The organism is Chryseobacterium shigense (genome assembly GCF_900156575.1).
GTDB lineage: Bacteria > Bacteroidota > Bacteroidia > Flavobacteriales > Weeksellaceae > Chryseobacterium > Chryseobacterium shigense.
In genome coordinates this window covers 692,912-708,423 of the sequence record NZ_FTNY01000004.1, presented here as the reverse complement: position 1 = coordinate 708,423, position 15,512 = coordinate 692,912, and the positions used below count along the sequence as shown (strand labels likewise).

Genomic DNA, 15,512 nt, shown 5'->3' with positions numbered 1-15,512 from the left:
CTGGGTGTAAAATTATAAAAATTTTTTCTCATAGAGATGCCACGAGGCAATTCCTACACCTATCACCACCAGCATACACACAAAACTCATCAGAAAAGGATTGTAGTTGGCAAAAAGTCCAAGTGTTGCAAATACTCTGATAATAGGGAAGTGGAAGATATAAATACCGTACGTGAAATCTCCGTATTTCCCAAAATTATTCAAAAATTTCAGGGAATAGGCGATATATAAAACAATGATACTGATCATAATGGGTGAGAATAATTTGATATGCAGAATCAAATCTATCCAAACCGTAATGATCGCTATGATGAACAGGGTATTTTTATATTTGATAAATTGATCAAAATAAAAGTAACCCAGCATTCCGCCGATAAAATAGCATAGTGAGCCAGGAAGCTGTTTTGATATAGAAATCTTTCCCGCCGTTTCAAAATAATTAAGAAAAGCCAGAGAAAGAAAATACAAAATGATCAGACTAATATTCCTGTATTTATTGTTCTTTCCAAATAATAAAAAAATAAGAGGAACCGCAAAGTAGAAACACATTTCAATCTTCAGCGTCCATAAAGCACCATTAACAGCCTCATTCCCGAACACTCCGGGAAGGGATGGAGCCATGAAATTCATAAAAACAGAATTCCAGAAGAAATATTTATAAACCTGCATATTCCCAAAATAATCGGAAAAGGAGAGCGTGCTTACCAGACTTAGAAGTACGGTGCAGAGAAATACAACCAATAAATAAGCGGGAACAATTCTGTTGATTCTTTTCTTTAAATAGCTTTTCAGACTTGAAGATCTTTCGTAGCTTCTTGCAATAAGAAATCCACTGACAATAAAAAACGAAAAAACGGCAACTTCTACAGGACTGTTTGTTAAGAATTCAAGCTGGCTTGAGTCACTTAAAGCTCCCAAATGCCCTACAAAGACAATGAAAGCAAGGAGAACACGGATGAAGTCAAAATTATTTTTCGTTATATTCTGCATTTTTGTTTTCTTTCTGCAAAAATAGTTTTTTTAATAAAACAGAGACCGCACCTTAGATTCAATATTTGTTAAATAACGGCTATTATGAGGATTAATGTTCTAAAATTTTCAGAAATATGGATTATCAAAATAATTTTTCACAAAAAATAGTGTTATAAATCAAAAAAATTATAATTTTAGCCCTTGAAAATTTTATATATGAAGAAATTAGCATTACTATTTGCAGGTTTATCATTATTTGTAGCTACGGGATGTAATGATGATGGCGATAATACGATGGAATATCCTCTGGTTGGAGTTTGGCAGCCGCTGAAAGAAGTAGTGACCACCGTAGAAGTAGGAGAAGAACCTGTTTCGGATCTTATTACATACACAGATTGTGAAAAAGAATCAAGATGGAGATTCAATACTGAAGCAAGTGGCAAAAGAACCAGAAATGGAGATATCGGCACAACAACACCTCAGTGTACTATTATTTCAGATCAGAACTTTACGTACACGTACGATAGGAGTGCAAAAACAGTAGTCATAAAATATCAGGGCATCGTAGAACCGTCCAACGGGAAAATAATTACGCTGAATGATACGACCTTGAACCTGTCTGTAAGAGAGGAAACTCAGGATCCAACCGTATATAAAACAAGAACGTATACAATGAGAAGAATTCCTCAATAAATATACATTTCATATAATTATCATAGATCTCATCTCAGGATGAGATTTTTTTGTTGAAGCGAATTCCTGAATTAATTAAAATTAAAATTTCCATTTCTTTTAAAATCGTTATTTTTGTGAATCTTGATTTGGAATTAATGGTCAAAATTAACTCTAATATCTAAAGTCTAACATCTAATATCTATTATAAAAAGTGTTTTACGATCATCAGCAGATAGAAAAAAAGTGGCAGAAGTACTGGGAAGAAAACCAGACTTACAAAACCTCCAACAACACGGACAAACCTAAATTTTATGTTCTCGATATGTTTCCGTATCCATCCGGAGCTGGGCTTCACGTGGGGCACCCGCTGGGATATATTGCGTCAGATATTTACGCAAGATATAAAAGACACCAGGGTTTCAATGTCCTTCACCCGGTAGGTTATGACAGCTTCGGACTTCCTGCTGAACAATATGCGATCCAGACGGGTCAGCATCCGGCGATCACTACTGAAGAAAATATCAACAGATATGAAGAGCAGCTAAAGAAAATCGGTTTTTCATTCGACTGGAGCAGAGAACTGAGAACTTCAGATGCATCCTATTATAAATGGACGCAGTGGATCTTTATCGAGCTGTATCACTCATGGTATAATAAAGATACCAATAAGGCAGAATCTATCGATACCCTAATTCAGCATTTTGCGGAGAAAGGAACCGAAGGATTAAATGCCAATCAAAATGATGAACTGAATTTCACGGCACAAGAGTGGAAAGATTCTTCAGATCTTGATAAAGAAGATATTCTTTTAAATTACCGTCTGGCATTCAGAGCAGAGACTACCGTAAACTGGTGTCCGGCTTTGGGAACCGTATTAGCCAATGATGAGGTGAAAGACGGAAAATCTGAAAGAGGAGGATTCCCTGTATTCCAAAAGAAAATGATGCAGTGGAGCATGAGAATCTCAGCCTATTCTGAAAGATTATTACAGGGATTGAATACACTGGACTGGCCGCAGCCTCTTAAAGATGCTCAGGAATACTGGATTGGAAAGTCTCAGGGAGCACAGGTGCAGTTTCAGGTGGAAGGTCATGACGAGATCGTTGAGGTGTTTACAACAAGACCGGAAACTATTTTCGGAGCAACATTTATGGTGCTGGCTCCCGAAAACCCTTTAGTGGATACCATTACTACAGATGCTCAGAAAGCAGAAGTAGATGCTTATATAGAAGAAACTTCCAAAAAAACGGAAAGAGACAGAATGTCTGACGTGAAAAACGTGAGCGGTGCTTTTACCGGAAGTTATGCAGTCAATCCTTTTAGCGGCGAAAAAATGCCGATCTATATTTCTGATTACGTGTTGATGGGATATGGAACCGGTGCTGTAATGGCAGTTCCTGCACATGACGAACGTGATCACAGATTTGCCAAGAAATTTAACCTTGAGATCAAGAAAGTAGTAGATACCGATGAAGATATTCAGGAAAAATCTTTTGACTCCAAAGATTCAGTGAGTGTGAACTCTGATTTCTTAAACGGATTAAATTATAATGATGCCAAATCAAAAATAATTTCTGAGATTGAGAACAAAGGAATTGGTCATGGAACAACGAACTACAGACAACGTGATGCCATTTTCTCAAGACAGCGTTACTGGGGCGAGCCGGTTCCTGTATATTATAAGGAAGGAATGCCTTATACACTTCCGGTTTCTGCTTTACCACTGGAACTTCCTGAAGTGGAAAAATATCTTCCGACTGAAGATGGCGATCCGCCATTAGGAAATGCAAAAGAATTTGCATGGGATGAGGCCAATCAAAAAGTTGTTTCAATAGATCTTATTGATGATCAAACGATATTTCCATTAGAATTATCTACCATGCCGGGTTGGGCAGGAAGCTCATGGTATTTCCTTAGGTATATGGATCCCTCCAATGATGAGGTTTTTGCGGATAAAAACTTAAGCGACTATTGGGGACAGGTAGATTTATACATCGGAGGAAGCGAGCATGCCACCGGTCACTTATTATATTCCCGTTTCTGGAATATGTTCTTAAAAGACAGAGGATACATTAATAATGATGAGCCCTTCCAGAAACTGATTAACCAGGGGATGATTTTGGGGATGAGTGCATTTGTATACAGAATTGATGGAACGAATCAATATGTTTCAAAAAATCTTTCTGAAAATTATAAAACACAGAAGATCCATGTTGACGTATCTTTATTAAATGGAGCCTCTGATGAATTAGATACCGAAGCTTTCAAAGCATGGAGACCAGACTATGCAAACGCAGAATTCATTTTGGAAGACGGAAAATACATCACCGACCGTGAAGTAGAAAAAATGTCCAAATCAAAATACAATGTGGTTAATCCTGATGATATCTGTGAAGAATACGGAGCAGATGGTTTAAGACTATATGAAATGTTCCTGGGACCATTGGAACAATCCAAACCTTGGAATACACAAGGATTAAGCGGAGTCTATGGTTTCCTTAAAAAATTCTGGAACCTGTATTTCAACGGAGATACTTTTGAAGTATCTGATGAAGAGCCTACAAAAGCTGAGTACAAAGTTTTACATACCTTAATAAAGAAGGTGGTTTATGACATTGAGAACTTCTCATTCAATACCTCCGTATCTTCATTTATGATCGCTGTTAACGAGCTTCAGAAAATAAAATGCAACAAGCGCAATATTTTAGAACCATTAGCCGTTATCATCTCTCCGTATGCACCTCATATCTGTGAAGAGCTTTGGAGCCTGCTTGGGAATACAGAATCTGTTGAGTTTCAAAAATTCCCGGTATTGAATGAAGAATACCTTGTAGAGAATGAAATACAGTATCCTGTAAGTGTCAACGGTAAAATGAAGTTCAAAATTTCACTTTCTGCTCAGCTATCAGCGAAAGAAGTAGAGGATTTGGTGATTGCGGATGAAAAGATGCTGCCTATTTTGGAAGGTAAAACACCTAAAAAAATCATCGTGGTGCATCACCGTATTGTGAATATCGTAATTTAAAAAAAAGTTAACATTGGCAAATTAAAAAAAATGGAGGTCTTATTTTTTTAAATTTCTAACTGAAATGTTAAAATTGAGAAAAATAAATAAAATAATTAAAAATAATTATTATATCGAAATCGTATTAAAATTTCTTTATCATAAAAATGCAAAATGTTTATTTAAGACTCTTGCATTTTAATTAATTTTGCCTTTAATTTACACCCTGTAAAATTTTAAAAACAATATAATTTAGTTAAATATGGAAATGAATGTTTCAAAAAATGATGAGCAAGTAGTTGCTAGAAAAGCAGGAGGTTTAAACCCGGCTGTTATTATTCCTATTTTATTCGTTATAGGAGTTTGTATTTATTTATTTGTTCTTGGGAACCCAGGAAACTTTAAAGACGCAGAAAAACTAGGTAGTGGATCTGTAGCTTTCTCTAGTGTTGAAGGAAAAGACATTCATCCAGAATCGTTTTTAGGTATTATCTACAAAGGAGGGGTTATCGTACCAATCTTGATTACTTTCATGATTACTGTAATCGTTTTCTCTTTTGAAAGATATTTCGTACTAGGTAAAGCTGCTGGTAAAGGAAACCTAGACAACTTTGTCGTTCAGGTAAGAAGCTTATTGAACCAAAACAAAGTTGATGAGGCTCTAGAAGAGTGTGACAGACAACAAGGATCTGTAGGTAACGTAGTGAAAGAAGGTCTTACTACTTACAAAGCTCTTTCTCATGACACTACTCTAAATAAGGAGCAAAAAATGGTCGCTCTTAACAAAGCTATTGAAGAGGCGACTACTCTTGAAATGCCAATGCTAGAAAAGAACATGATGATTCTTTCTACTTTAGGTACTGTTGCAACTTTGATCGCACTTTTAGGAACTGTAATCGGGATGATTAAAGCATTCTTCGCATTAGGTTCAGGTGGTGGTACTCCAGATGCTGCTGCACTTTCTACAGGGATCTCTGAAGCATTGATCAACACGGCTTTAGGTATTGGTACTTCAGCAATCGCGATTATCCTTTATAACTTCTTTACCTCTAAAATTGACGGATTAACTTATAAGATCGACGAGATCGCTATGAGCATCCAGCAGTCTTTTGCTGAATTCAACTAAGAGTTGAATTTGTAGCAAGGAATTTGCATTCCAATAAAAGAAGTTTAATTAAAAATAATTCAAAACAATGGCGAGAGTCAAACCAAAAAGACATGGAGTAGTGACGGATATGACGGCAATGTGTGACGTTGCATTCCTACTGCTTACATTCTTTATATTGACCACTCAGTTTAAAAAACCTGACGTGGAGCAGATTAAACCGCCATCTTCAATATCAGAGAAGTTACTTCCTGATGCAAGTTTGATGACCATCAATGCTACTCCGGACGGAAAATTTTATTTTCAGCCGGTGGAGAATGCATCAGAGAGATTACAGCTTTTAGAAAAAATGGGTCAAAAGTATAATATCACTTTCGACAACAAGCAAAAAGCTGCATTTCAAAAAGTACAAGCAATCGGGGTTCCTATGAACCAACTGAAAGGCTATCTCGATATGTCAGATGAGGAGCAGAAAAGCTTTAAGAGTCCTACCGGGATTCCTATGGATAGTACAAATAAGCAATTAGTGGAATGGGTAAAACAAAGTTTGAGCGTAAATCCTGATTACAAATTAGCGATCAAAGGAGACGTTACAACAGAGTATCCTAAAGTTAAAAGCCTATTTGAAGGTTTAAGAGATATTGATTTTCTTAAATTCTGGTTGATTACATCACAAGAAGGTAAACCATAATAATATCATTTAGAAATGGCAGAAGTACAAGTACAGGAAAAAGGCGGCAAAGGCGGCAAGGTACGTTCCAAGAAGCAGAATACCAGAGTAGATATGACTCCGATGGTGGACTTGGGTTTTCTATTGATTACCTTCTTTATGTTCACAACCACATTTAGCAAACCGAATGTAATGGATTTAGGTCTACCGGCGAAACCAAAAGAGGATCAGCCGAAACCACCTCCAACAGAAATTAAACTTTCTAACTCAATTTCTTTATTATTAGGAAAAGACAATAAGATTTTCTGGCATCAGCAGGATCCTACATCTTTAACTGATCAGAATCTGAATGAAACTACTTACGATAGAGAAGGAATTAGAAAAATAATTGAGAAAGCAAAAGCAGGAGCGGTAGATAAAACAAAATTTACTGTTATTATCAAGCCAACTGACGATGCTGTATATAAGAACTTTGTAGATATTCTTGACGAAATGGCCATTACCAAAAGTGAGCAATACGGGGTAACCGATGTGAAGCCTTGGGAGAAAGCTATCTATGATAGAAAAGTTGGGAATAATGGAGCTGCGGCTACACCAGCTACAAAGTAATTTAACCATAAAATTGTATATCTATGGCAGATGAAAATGTATACAATCAGAATCTTACTTTAGATGAGATTGTATTTGAAAATAGAAACAAGGAATATGGTGCCTATGATCTTAGACATCAGTATCCAAGACTTCTGACAAAATCTTTTATTGTTGGAACGGCATTATTCCTGGTTGCGGCTTTGTCTCCTTTTATTTATCTTACCATTAAGAGACTTACTGAACCACCTAAGCAAGAAGTGAAGGCGGATTTAGTAAACATTATAGAAGAAGACCCGATCATTGAACAACCGAAAGAAGAAGAACCACCTCCACCACCTCCTCCAAAAGAAGAGGAAAAAATTGAGGTTATTCAAAACGTAGTTCCTGAGCCTGTAAAAGCTCCGAAGATTGAAACTCCACCGCCACCAATTTCTAAGCAATTGGAAACGACGACTGGTTTAAATAATCAGGAAGGGGTGAAAGCTCCGGCTTATACACCACCGCCACCACCACCATCTACTGGTAATAAAGCCAGTACTGCGGAAGTAAAAACAAATAACCCTAATGAGATCTACAAAGATGTAGACCAGTCTGCAGAATATCCTGGAGGTATGGCTTCATTAAGAAAGTTCTTAGGAGAGAATTTTGATACTTCTCTAATGGAAGGAGGAGAAGGGACACTTAAGGCAAAACTTAAGTTCGTTGTAGAAAGAGACGGAACGGTTTCCGGAGTTACCATTGAAGAGAAATCTCCAAACGGCGACTTCAACAGTGAAGCTATTCGTGTAGTTAAGAAACTGAAAAAATGGACTCCTGCGAAAAGAAACGGGGAGAGCGTTAGATCTTACTATAGCGTACCGTTCACGATGAACTTTGAATAAGACTTATAGACTTATTTATTCAAATTATAAATAAAAAGAGAAGCATATGCTTCTCTTTTTTATTTTTTTTGGTATTTTTGTTACATGATGTTCAATTGGTTATCCTTAGTTACCGGATTATTTTATATCGTATTGGGAATTGTAGTTATTATCTACAAATTTTTCTTTACGATTTTAGAGCCTGCCATAGCGTACGCAATGGGTGCAGTGCTTATTCTTTATGGAGTGTTTAGAATCTATAGAGCAGTTTCAAGAATTAAAGATTCAGGAAATGAGAAATAGTTTAAAAATTGCACTGCTTTCTGTGATCAGCATCGCTTCTGTAAGCTGTAAAAAAGAAGAAAAATCTCCATCCTACCATAAAGGAGAGCTTACCATACTTACCGACGAATCTTTTAAAAGCGTTACCGAAGCTTTGGCAGACGGATATATGATCAATTATCCTGAAACCCATATCAAAATCGAAACCAGAAAAGAAGATTTAGGTTTTCTTGATTTGCTGAACGATAAGGCAAGAATAGCCGTCATGTCCAGAGACCTTACTCCCGAAGAAAAGAAAGCGTACGAAGAACAGGTAGACCTGAAATTTCTTCCGGCTAAATTCGCTGCAGATGCAGTAGTGTTTGTAGTGCCTAAAGATTCTCCTAAACAGAGTATTTCAATGGAGGAGATCAAAAGCGGGCTTGAATCTGATGCCAAGAACTTTATTTTTGACGGGACCAATTCAAGCAACCTTAATTTCGTCGCCCAAAAATTGAAAAAACTACCCAAAGATCTTAAATTTTCCATTATTCCGGGAAATCAGAACATTATTGAAGAATTGGGGAAGCATACCGATAAAATTGGAGTCATTGGTCTCAATACATTCAGTCGTCCTTACGATAAAACATCCGAAAAGCTTAGAGAAATGGTGAAAGTACTTCCTGTAGAAAATAATGGAAAATTATATACAGTGGATAATACCAGTCTTCGTCAAATGACTTATCCATTTACGCGTGTGTTGTATTTTTTAACCAACGAAGGGAATTTCAATATCGCTAACGGATTTATCAGATATTCATGTACTCAACTAGGACAGATGATCGTGGAAAAAGAAGGTCTGCAACCCTATAATATATATAAAAGAGAGGTTCAGATGCGTTAAAAAATATTAAAATAATATTCTACCCCTTAGAAAAACATTATTTTGGTCTGAAAATTGTGGAGTTATAACTCCAGTAAAGAAAAATATAAAAATGAAAGATATAATGATTATGAATGTAAAGAAAATTGCTTTTGGAGCAGCCGTGGTATTTTTTGCCGGTCTAGCCTCTGCACAAACGTTGCAGGATGGTATTAACAGTATTGACAGTGATAAGTATGCACAGGCAAAAATCAATTTTACGGAAATGGTTACTAAAGCACCTACAGCAGAAAATTACTTCTATTTAGGAAATACTTACCTGAAGCAGGGTGAACCGGATTATGCTAAAGCGGTAGAAAGCTTTAATAAAGGTTTAGCTGCTGACAGCAAAAGTTACCTTAACAAAATCGGATTGGCTACTGTAAAACTAGGTAAAGGTGATAAAAGCGCAATTGCTGAAATTCAGAAAATTGTAGCGGATTCAAAAGAAAAGGATGCTGAAGTATTATTCAGAGCAGCAGAAGCTTTAACTTTATTTGAGAAAAACAATGCACCTGATGTAGCTATTCAGTTCCTTACTAAAGCTATTGAAAAAGCTGAGAAAAAAGGAGTTCCTGCGCATTACTATTATACTCTTGGAGATGCTTACAGAATCAAGAGAGTTCCGGGTGAAGCTATGTCTGCTTACGACAAAGCGTTGCCTTTAGCTAAAAATAAAGCATCTGTTTATACCAGAATGGGTACCCTTTGGATGGCGGCTCAATTGTGGAAGAATGCAAAAGAAAGTTTAGATAAGGCGATTGCAGTAGATGCAACGTATGCTCCTGCTTATAAAGCAATGGCTTCTTATAATATCAGATATCAGGACAATGCTAAAGCAACACAAGATCTTATCAACTATACCAAATATGCTGATGAGGATCCATATACACAATTAGAAATTTCAAAATTATACTTCACCAACGAAGATTATGCGAACTCTAAAATTGTATTGGATAAAATCTTTGATAAAATTGATGATCCAATCAAATTTAAATTAAGAGCTTACCAATCTTACGCTGACGGAAATTATACTGATGCAAAACAGAATATGGATACTTTCGTATCTCAGGCTGAAAAAACAAGAATACAGCCAGCAGATCAGGGACTTCAGGGACTTATCGCAGCGGGATTGGCGAAAACAGAAACGGATGCTGCTAAAAAATCAGCTCTGATGACTGAGGCTCAGCAAAAGATTGCAATTGCTAAAGCTGCGAAAGATGAAACCATGAAGTGGGATATCGAACTTGCGAATATCGCAGGCGGTGGTGCTTCTCAGGCTGAAGCAGAAAAAGGACCAACGACTCCTGAAATTGAAGCATTGAAGAAAAAAGTAGCGGCTAATAAAGAGGATTCAGATTCTCTATTCAAATTGGCAACAGCTTACCAGGATGCTAAAAACTGGAATGGAGCGGTACTTACATGGCAGAAAATGAGTGCACTTCTTCCGGATTGGGCACCAGCTTATTACAGCCAGGGGTATTCTTACCAACAGGCGGGAAATAATGATGCTGCGAAATTAGCCTACGAGAAATTCATCACTACCGTAAAACCTGCCGATTTAGAAGCTAACAAACAGACTTTAGCATATGCTTACTTCGCGGTGGCGTATATGAACAAAGATTCTGATAAGGCAAAAGCTAAGGATTATGTTGCTAAATCATTACAGCTTGATCCTACTTACCAGGATGCTGTAAAATTAAATGCAGAAATCAATAAGTAATTTAAAATTTAAATTATAGATATTAAAACTTCCCATTCTCAATGTTTGGGAAGTTTTTATTTTAAGTCATATCTTTGAAAATAGGAAACGCCCTGGATTAAAAACTCGAAAAGATGAGGAAATTTATTGGGCGTTCCATCAGACCAATTAAAAAATAAGAAGAATTAATGAAAACAGATATACTTGCTTTTGGAGCACATCCTGATGATGTAGAGCTGGGATGTGGCGGGACAATAGCCAAAATGATTTCGGAAGGTAAAATATGTGCCATTGTTGACCTGACCAAAGGAGAGCTGGGAACCAGAGGGACTGATGAGACAAGAAGAGTGGAGGCCGCTGAATCTGCGAAGATCCTTGGGGTTTCTGCCAGAGAAAACCTCGGTATGAAAGATGGATTTCTGGTGAATTCTGAAGAATATCAGATGGAGATCGTAAAAATGATCCGTAAATACCGCCCGGAAATTGTCTTAGCTAATGCGATTGATGATCGACATCCGGATCATGCAAAAGGAGCGAAATTAGTGTCGGATGCGTGCTTCTTATCGGGACTGAGAAAAATTGAAACGACAGTAGATGGTGAGAGTCAGGAAGTCTGGAGACCCAAGCAGATTTTTCATTACATTCAGTGGAAAGACATCAAACCTGAGTTTGTGATTGACATATCTGAGCATCTGGATAAGAAAATCTCTGCGTGCATGGCATTCAAAACACAGTTTTATGATCCAACATCCAATGAACCGGTGACTCCGATTGCAACGAAGGACTTTTTAGAAAGCTTAACCTATCGCGCTCAGGATTTAGGAAGATTATCGGGAGTGACTTATGCTGAGGGATTTACGTCTGAGAAGCTCATTGCGATGAAAAATTTTGATGGAATTGTTTGGTAATTAAAAAATCTTCCCTATATTTGCACTCACAAAACGGTGATTGTAGCTCAGTTGGTTAGAGCGTCGGATTGTGGTTCCGAAGGTCGGGGGTTCGAGACCCCTCATTCACCCAAGAAAAGTACACTTTTTAAAGTGTACTTTTTTTATTTCTATAGCATTCATCAATGCCAAAAGCTTAATTAATAAACACTATTTGGTGTTTAAATTCTCATTGACTGTTTGATACTCCATAAGAAAAGTATATTTTTGCAGTTCACAACATAAAAAATCTTCATGATGATATATGTTGCGGCAAAAACTATAACCTCAAATTAAAAACAATTAAACCATGAAAATGAGAAAAATTACCATGAATTTATTCTGTTAATTCATCGATACTGATTGATTCCGGAAACCTAGAACCAAAGCAAATCATCAAAATTTCTTTACAAATCAAGTGGTGTAATCAATACACTTTATTAGATTGTTTTTCGTAACGAGAGATGATCTTTACTCATACTGGAGAAATTTTGAATCTTCTACCGGTAATGGCGCAGTATTGTTTAATCAACCCAGTACTTTTAAAATCAGAGCTCGCTTTTCCATACATGAATTTGATTTTGAAAGTTTTCATATGGAGTTCAGAAACCATTCAAACGAAGCGGAACCGAAAAGCTAAATGAGTAGGGAAACATTATAAAACTAACATGAAGAGATTTATTTTATTAAAAACCATGAAAAAACTCTACTTTTTATTCTTAATCCTCAGCTCAATGTCTGCATTGGCACAAACGTATAGTTACACAACCTACAATACTTCGAATTCAGAAATAGGGAGCAATTATGTTGCTGATATTAAAACTGATGCCAATGGATTGTTATGGCTTGCCACTTATAATGGAGTTTCAACTTTTAACGGAACGACTTTTACCAATTACAATACAACCAATTCCGGTATTGCATCCAATTCAATTATAAAAATTCAGATTGACGGCTTGGGCAGAAAATGGATTGCCTCTCAACTTAATGGAATTATTATGTATAATGGAACGACATGGACTAATTATACAACTTCCAATTCAGGTTTGCCGACTAATGAAATCAATGATATCGCTGTGGACGGACAAAATAACCTTTGGATTGCAACAGACTTGGGGCTTACAAAATTCAATGGTACAACATGGTCTAATTATACCTCTGTAATAAATCTGAATTCTGTAGCAACAGATACTAATAATGGAGTTTGGGTTACCAATGGCGGTGTATTGTATAAATTTAATGGAACTGATTATAATTTTATAGCGCAGGGAACTCAAAAAATATTGAGAATAGCCAACAATACGATCTATCTTCAAGGTTCTGACAGTTTAGTTACAGTAACAACGAGCGGAACTAACCTTGCGTTTATCTATCAAAGCACTTCTTGTCTTGCAGGATATAATCCTAACGCCGTGGATGTTGACAGTAACACCAAAGTGTGGATTGGATTTAATGGATCAGGCTTGCAAAACTTTACGGATTGCACCACGTACACGAGAAATAATACAAATCTTGGTTTGCCAGATGACTATTTCAGTGCCGTTCGTACACAATCTTCAGGGACGATCTGGCTGGGAACATTACAGCTAGGTTTAGTGAAAATGTCGCCAAGCGCTGGTCTGCCAGGTTGTTTTCAAAAAGTGAATGCAGGAAGTTTACATAGTGTAGCTATAAAAACAGACGGAACATTATGGGCCTGGGGGGTTAATACTTCAGGACAATTAGGAAATGGTACAACCACTAATAGATCAACTCCAAAACAAATAGGAACCGGTAATAACTGGAAAGAAATTGCTGGTGGAAGCAACCATACCATTGCTCAGAAAACAGATGGAACGCTTTGGGCCTGGGGAGCCAATTCAGGTCAATTAGGTAATGGGACAAATACAGAGCAACATATCCCGGTACAAGTGGGGACGGGTACCGACTGGAAAACTTTTGATACTGGAATGTATCATACGGTAGCGATAAAAAATAACGGAACACTATGGGCTTGGGGACTCAATCCTTATGGTCAGCTAGGTACTGGTAACACGACTACCAGTTTAGTGCCGGTTCAAATAGGAACTGCTACTAATTGGTTAGCTGTTCAATGCGGACAGGATTTTACCATTGCACTAAAAACAGACGGAACCCTTTGGGCCTGGGGTAGCAATACATATGGAACGATCGGAGATGCTACCAATACCAACAGGCTGATCCCTACTCAGGTTGGAACCGCCAGCAACTGGCAAAGTCTTGGCGTTGGAGCCCTTCATGTCACGGCACTGAAAACAGACGGAACCCTTTGGGCCTGGGGATATAATGCGAATGGACAATTGGGAGATGGAACAACGGCTAATAAAAATATTCCAACACAAATAGGAACAGCCGCTAACTGGCAGACCCTTGCTTCAGGAGGAAATCATACCCTTGCCATAAAATCCAACGGAACACTTTGGACCTGGGGAAGAAATCAATATGGTCAATTAGGAAACGGATCGACTACCAACAGTAGTGTTCCTGTACAAATAGGCAATCTTACGAACTGGAAAGCTATTACTGCTGGAATATCACATACTTTTGCCTTAAAAACCGATGGTACTGTCAGCACATGGGGGTTAAACCTTTATGGTCAATTAGGTGATGGTTCTACTGTTGATAAAAATGTTCCAACAGCACTTGCCTGTCCAACCTTAGGGGTTGATGACTTTACCATGTCAAAGAATTCTCTAAAAGCATATCCGAACCCGGTGAATGACAAGCTTATTATTTCGCTTGATCAGAAGATATCTTTAGTATCGGTTTATAACCTATTAGGGCAGGAAGTGCTGAGTAAAACAATCAATGCTAATGAAGGGACATTAGATTTTTCCGGCTTAGCATCAGGCGTTTATTTGATTAAAGTCAATTCAAATGATGAGACTAAGACAGTGAAAGTCATTAAAAAATAAAAGATATCAAAAATTAAATCATTGAATTGCTGATTCATACGATCTGGTTTTTGACTATGATTCAAAAAAAAGTACACTTTTTAAAGTGTACTTTTTTATTTTATTCCCTCTCTTGAATCGAATTTTAATCACTAAAAATTTTACAATACGCTGTTTTATTTTATAATTTCTTTTTTTTATTTAGCCCTGATGCTACTTAATGGTAGATTTTTGTAAATAAAAATGATGGGTATAAAAATCTTTTAACAATTAGGTAAATCTTTACGGATAAATCAGATTATAAAATACCAAATTGAACTTCCATTGATCATAGATTAATTGATTGGGTCATTTTAAAAAATACAATTATCTTAATTTTCTCTTAATTAATGGCCTTTTCCGGAGGTTGTATTGATCTTGCTCATGAAATTTCCCTATATTTATTGATATCAACTTCACATATGGAAATAAAGGTTACCGTAAAGCAGTTAGGCAGGAAGCATCCCATTCTTTCGGAGCAGAAACTGGATATTGCCTCCAATGATCTCAAAATCTCATTAGAACATTTATTAAAATTAATTGTTCAGCAGCAGGTGGAAGTATTCAATGTGCAATCATTTGAATTGGAAGATACAGATTATGCGAAAATGCCTTCGGAAAATTATCTGAATATTCTGACGGACACGGGTAAAGCAGGCTTCGGAAGTATTTACAACGAAAAGAAAGCCAATCTTCAGAAGGCACAGGAAAATGCTGTACAGGCTTTCGAAGACGGAATGTTTGCCATTTTTTATAATGACGAGCAGCTGGAAAACCTTTCCGAAACGATAGACCTGAGCTTGGAGCATACATTTACTTTCATCCGGCTTACCTTTCTTGCAGGAAGTTATTGGTAATTAAAAACACTGAATC

At 36.9% G+C, this 15,512-nt stretch carries 13 protein-coding genes and 1 tRNA gene; 13 read left to right on the top strand and 1 reads right to left on the bottom strand.

Annotated features, from left to right (window positions below):
- Positions 1 to 12 precede the first annotated feature (12 nt).
- Positions 13 to 990 (bottom strand): acyltransferase family protein, encoded by a 978-nt coding sequence (locus BW964_RS16750; RefSeq protein ID WP_076508850.1) that lies wholly within the window; start codon positions 988 to 990, stop codon positions 13 to 15.
- A gap of 198 nt (positions 991 to 1,188) precedes the next feature.
- Between BW964_RS16750 and BW964_RS16745 the strand changes: the two genes are divergently transcribed.
- The 13 genes from BW964_RS16745 to BW964_RS16685 all read left to right on the top strand — a co-directional run bounded on the left by BW964_RS16745 (position 1,189) and on the right by BW964_RS16685 (position 15,496).
- A complete protein-coding gene (locus tag BW964_RS16745; protein WP_076508848.1) occupies positions 1,189 to 1,665 on the top strand; it encodes a lipocalin-like domain-containing protein in 477 nt (158 codons plus the stop codon).
- A gap of 193 nt (positions 1,666 to 1,858) precedes the next feature.
- Entirely contained in the window at positions 1,859 to 4,672 is a 2,814-nt protein-coding gene (leuS, locus tag BW964_RS16740) for a leucine--tRNA ligase (RefSeq protein ID WP_076508846.1), read from the top strand.
- A gap of 241 nt (positions 4,673 to 4,913) precedes the next feature.
- Positions 4,914 to 5,777, top strand: a complete 864-nt coding sequence (locus BW964_RS16735; protein WP_076508845.1) for a MotA/TolQ/ExbB proton channel family protein — start codon at positions 4,914 to 4,916, stop codon at positions 5,775 to 5,777.
- Positions 5,778 to 5,844: 67 nt separating this feature from the next.
- Positions 5,845 to 6,447: an ExbD/TolR family protein gene (locus tag BW964_RS16730; RefSeq protein ID WP_076508843.1), complete on the top strand. Its 603-nt coding sequence runs from the start codon at positions 5,845 to 5,847 to the stop codon at positions 6,445 to 6,447.
- 15 nt (positions 6,448 to 6,462) lie between these two features.
- On the top strand, positions 6,463 to 7,035 hold the full coding sequence (locus BW964_RS16725) for an ExbD/TolR family protein (protein WP_076508842.1): 573 nt from the start codon (positions 6,463 to 6,465) through the stop codon (positions 7,033 to 7,035).
- Between the two features lie 23 nt (positions 7,036 to 7,058).
- A complete protein-coding gene (locus BW964_RS16720; RefSeq protein ID WP_076508840.1) occupies positions 7,059 to 7,898 on the top strand; it encodes an energy transducer TonB in 840 nt (279 codons plus the stop codon).
- Between the two features lie 84 nt (positions 7,899 to 7,982).
- A complete protein-coding gene (locus tag BW964_RS16715; RefSeq protein WP_084175956.1) occupies positions 7,983 to 8,180 on the top strand; it encodes a DUF308 domain-containing protein in 198 nt (65 codons plus the stop codon).
- On the top strand, positions 8,170 to 9,042 hold the full coding sequence (locus BW964_RS16710) for a PstS family phosphate ABC transporter substrate-binding protein (RefSeq protein ID WP_076508837.1): 873 nt from the start codon (positions 8,170 to 8,172) through the stop codon (positions 9,040 to 9,042). Before BW964_RS16715 ends, BW964_RS16710 begins: the two co-directional genes overlap by 11 nt.
- A 91-nt stretch (positions 9,043 to 9,133) precedes the next feature.
- Entirely contained in the window at positions 9,134 to 10,783 is a 1,650-nt protein-coding gene (locus tag BW964_RS16705; protein ID WP_076508835.1) for a tetratricopeptide repeat protein, read from the top strand.
- A 167-nt stretch (positions 10,784 to 10,950) separates the two neighbouring features.
- A complete protein-coding gene (gene bshB1 / locus BW964_RS16700; protein ID WP_076508834.1) occupies positions 10,951 to 11,670 on the top strand; it encodes a bacillithiol biosynthesis deacetylase BshB1 in 720 nt (239 codons plus the stop codon).
- Positions 11,671 to 11,705: 35 nt separating this feature from the next.
- Positions 11,706 to 11,781: transfer RNA gene (locus BW964_RS16695), tRNA-His, on the top strand.
- 602 nt (positions 11,782 to 12,383) lie between these two features.
- Positions 12,384 to 14,621, top strand: a complete 2,238-nt coding sequence (locus BW964_RS16690) for an RCC1 domain-containing protein (RefSeq protein WP_165789194.1) — start codon at positions 12,384 to 12,386, stop codon at positions 14,619 to 14,621.
- 440 nt (positions 14,622 to 15,061) lie between these two features.
- Positions 15,062 to 15,496 (top strand): hypothetical protein, encoded by a 435-nt coding sequence (locus BW964_RS16685; protein ID WP_123911991.1) that lies wholly within the window; start codon positions 15,062 to 15,064, stop codon positions 15,494 to 15,496.
- The last annotated feature ends 16 nt before the right edge of the window (positions 15,497 to 15,512 follow it).

What these genes read in the sequence shown, in the direction of transcription:
- BW964_RS16750 (WP_076508850.1), bottom strand. Translation starts at nt 990, where the DNA reads ATGCAGAATATAACGAAAAATAATTTTGACTTCATCCGTGTTCTCCTT.
- BW964_RS16745 (WP_076508848.1), top strand. Translation starts at nt 1,189, where the DNA reads ATGAAGAAATTAGCATTACTATTTGCAGGTTTATCATTATTTGTAGCT.
- BW964_RS16735 (WP_076508845.1), top strand. Translation starts at nt 4,914, where the DNA reads ATGGAAATGAATGTTTCAAAAAATGATGAGCAAGTAGTTGCTAGAAAA.
- BW964_RS16730 (WP_076508843.1), top strand. Translation starts at nt 5,845, where the DNA reads ATGGCGAGAGTCAAACCAAAAAGACATGGAGTAGTGACGGATATGACG.
- BW964_RS16725 (WP_076508842.1), top strand. Translation starts at nt 6,463, where the DNA reads ATGGCAGAAGTACAAGTACAGGAAAAAGGCGGCAAAGGCGGCAAGGTA.
- BW964_RS16720 (WP_076508840.1), top strand. Translation starts at nt 7,059, where the DNA reads ATGGCAGATGAAAATGTATACAATCAGAATCTTACTTTAGATGAGATT.
- BW964_RS16715 (WP_084175956.1), top strand. Translation starts at nt 7,983, where the DNA reads ATGATGTTCAATTGGTTATCCTTAGTTACCGGATTATTTTATATCGTA.
- BW964_RS16710 (WP_076508837.1), top strand. Translation starts at nt 8,170, where the DNA reads ATGAGAAATAGTTTAAAAATTGCACTGCTTTCTGTGATCAGCATCGCT.
- BW964_RS16705 (WP_076508835.1), top strand. Translation starts at nt 9,134, where the DNA reads ATGAAAGATATAATGATTATGAATGTAAAGAAAATTGCTTTTGGAGCA.
- bshB1 (WP_076508834.1), top strand. Translation starts at nt 10,951, where the DNA reads ATGAAAACAGATATACTTGCTTTTGGAGCACATCCTGATGATGTAGAG.
- BW964_RS16690 (WP_165789194.1), top strand. Translation starts at nt 12,384, where the DNA reads ATGAAAAAACTCTACTTTTTATTCTTAATCCTCAGCTCAATGTCTGCA.
- BW964_RS16685 (WP_123911991.1), top strand. Translation starts at nt 15,062, where the DNA reads ATGGAAATAAAGGTTACCGTAAAGCAGTTAGGCAGGAAGCATCCCATT.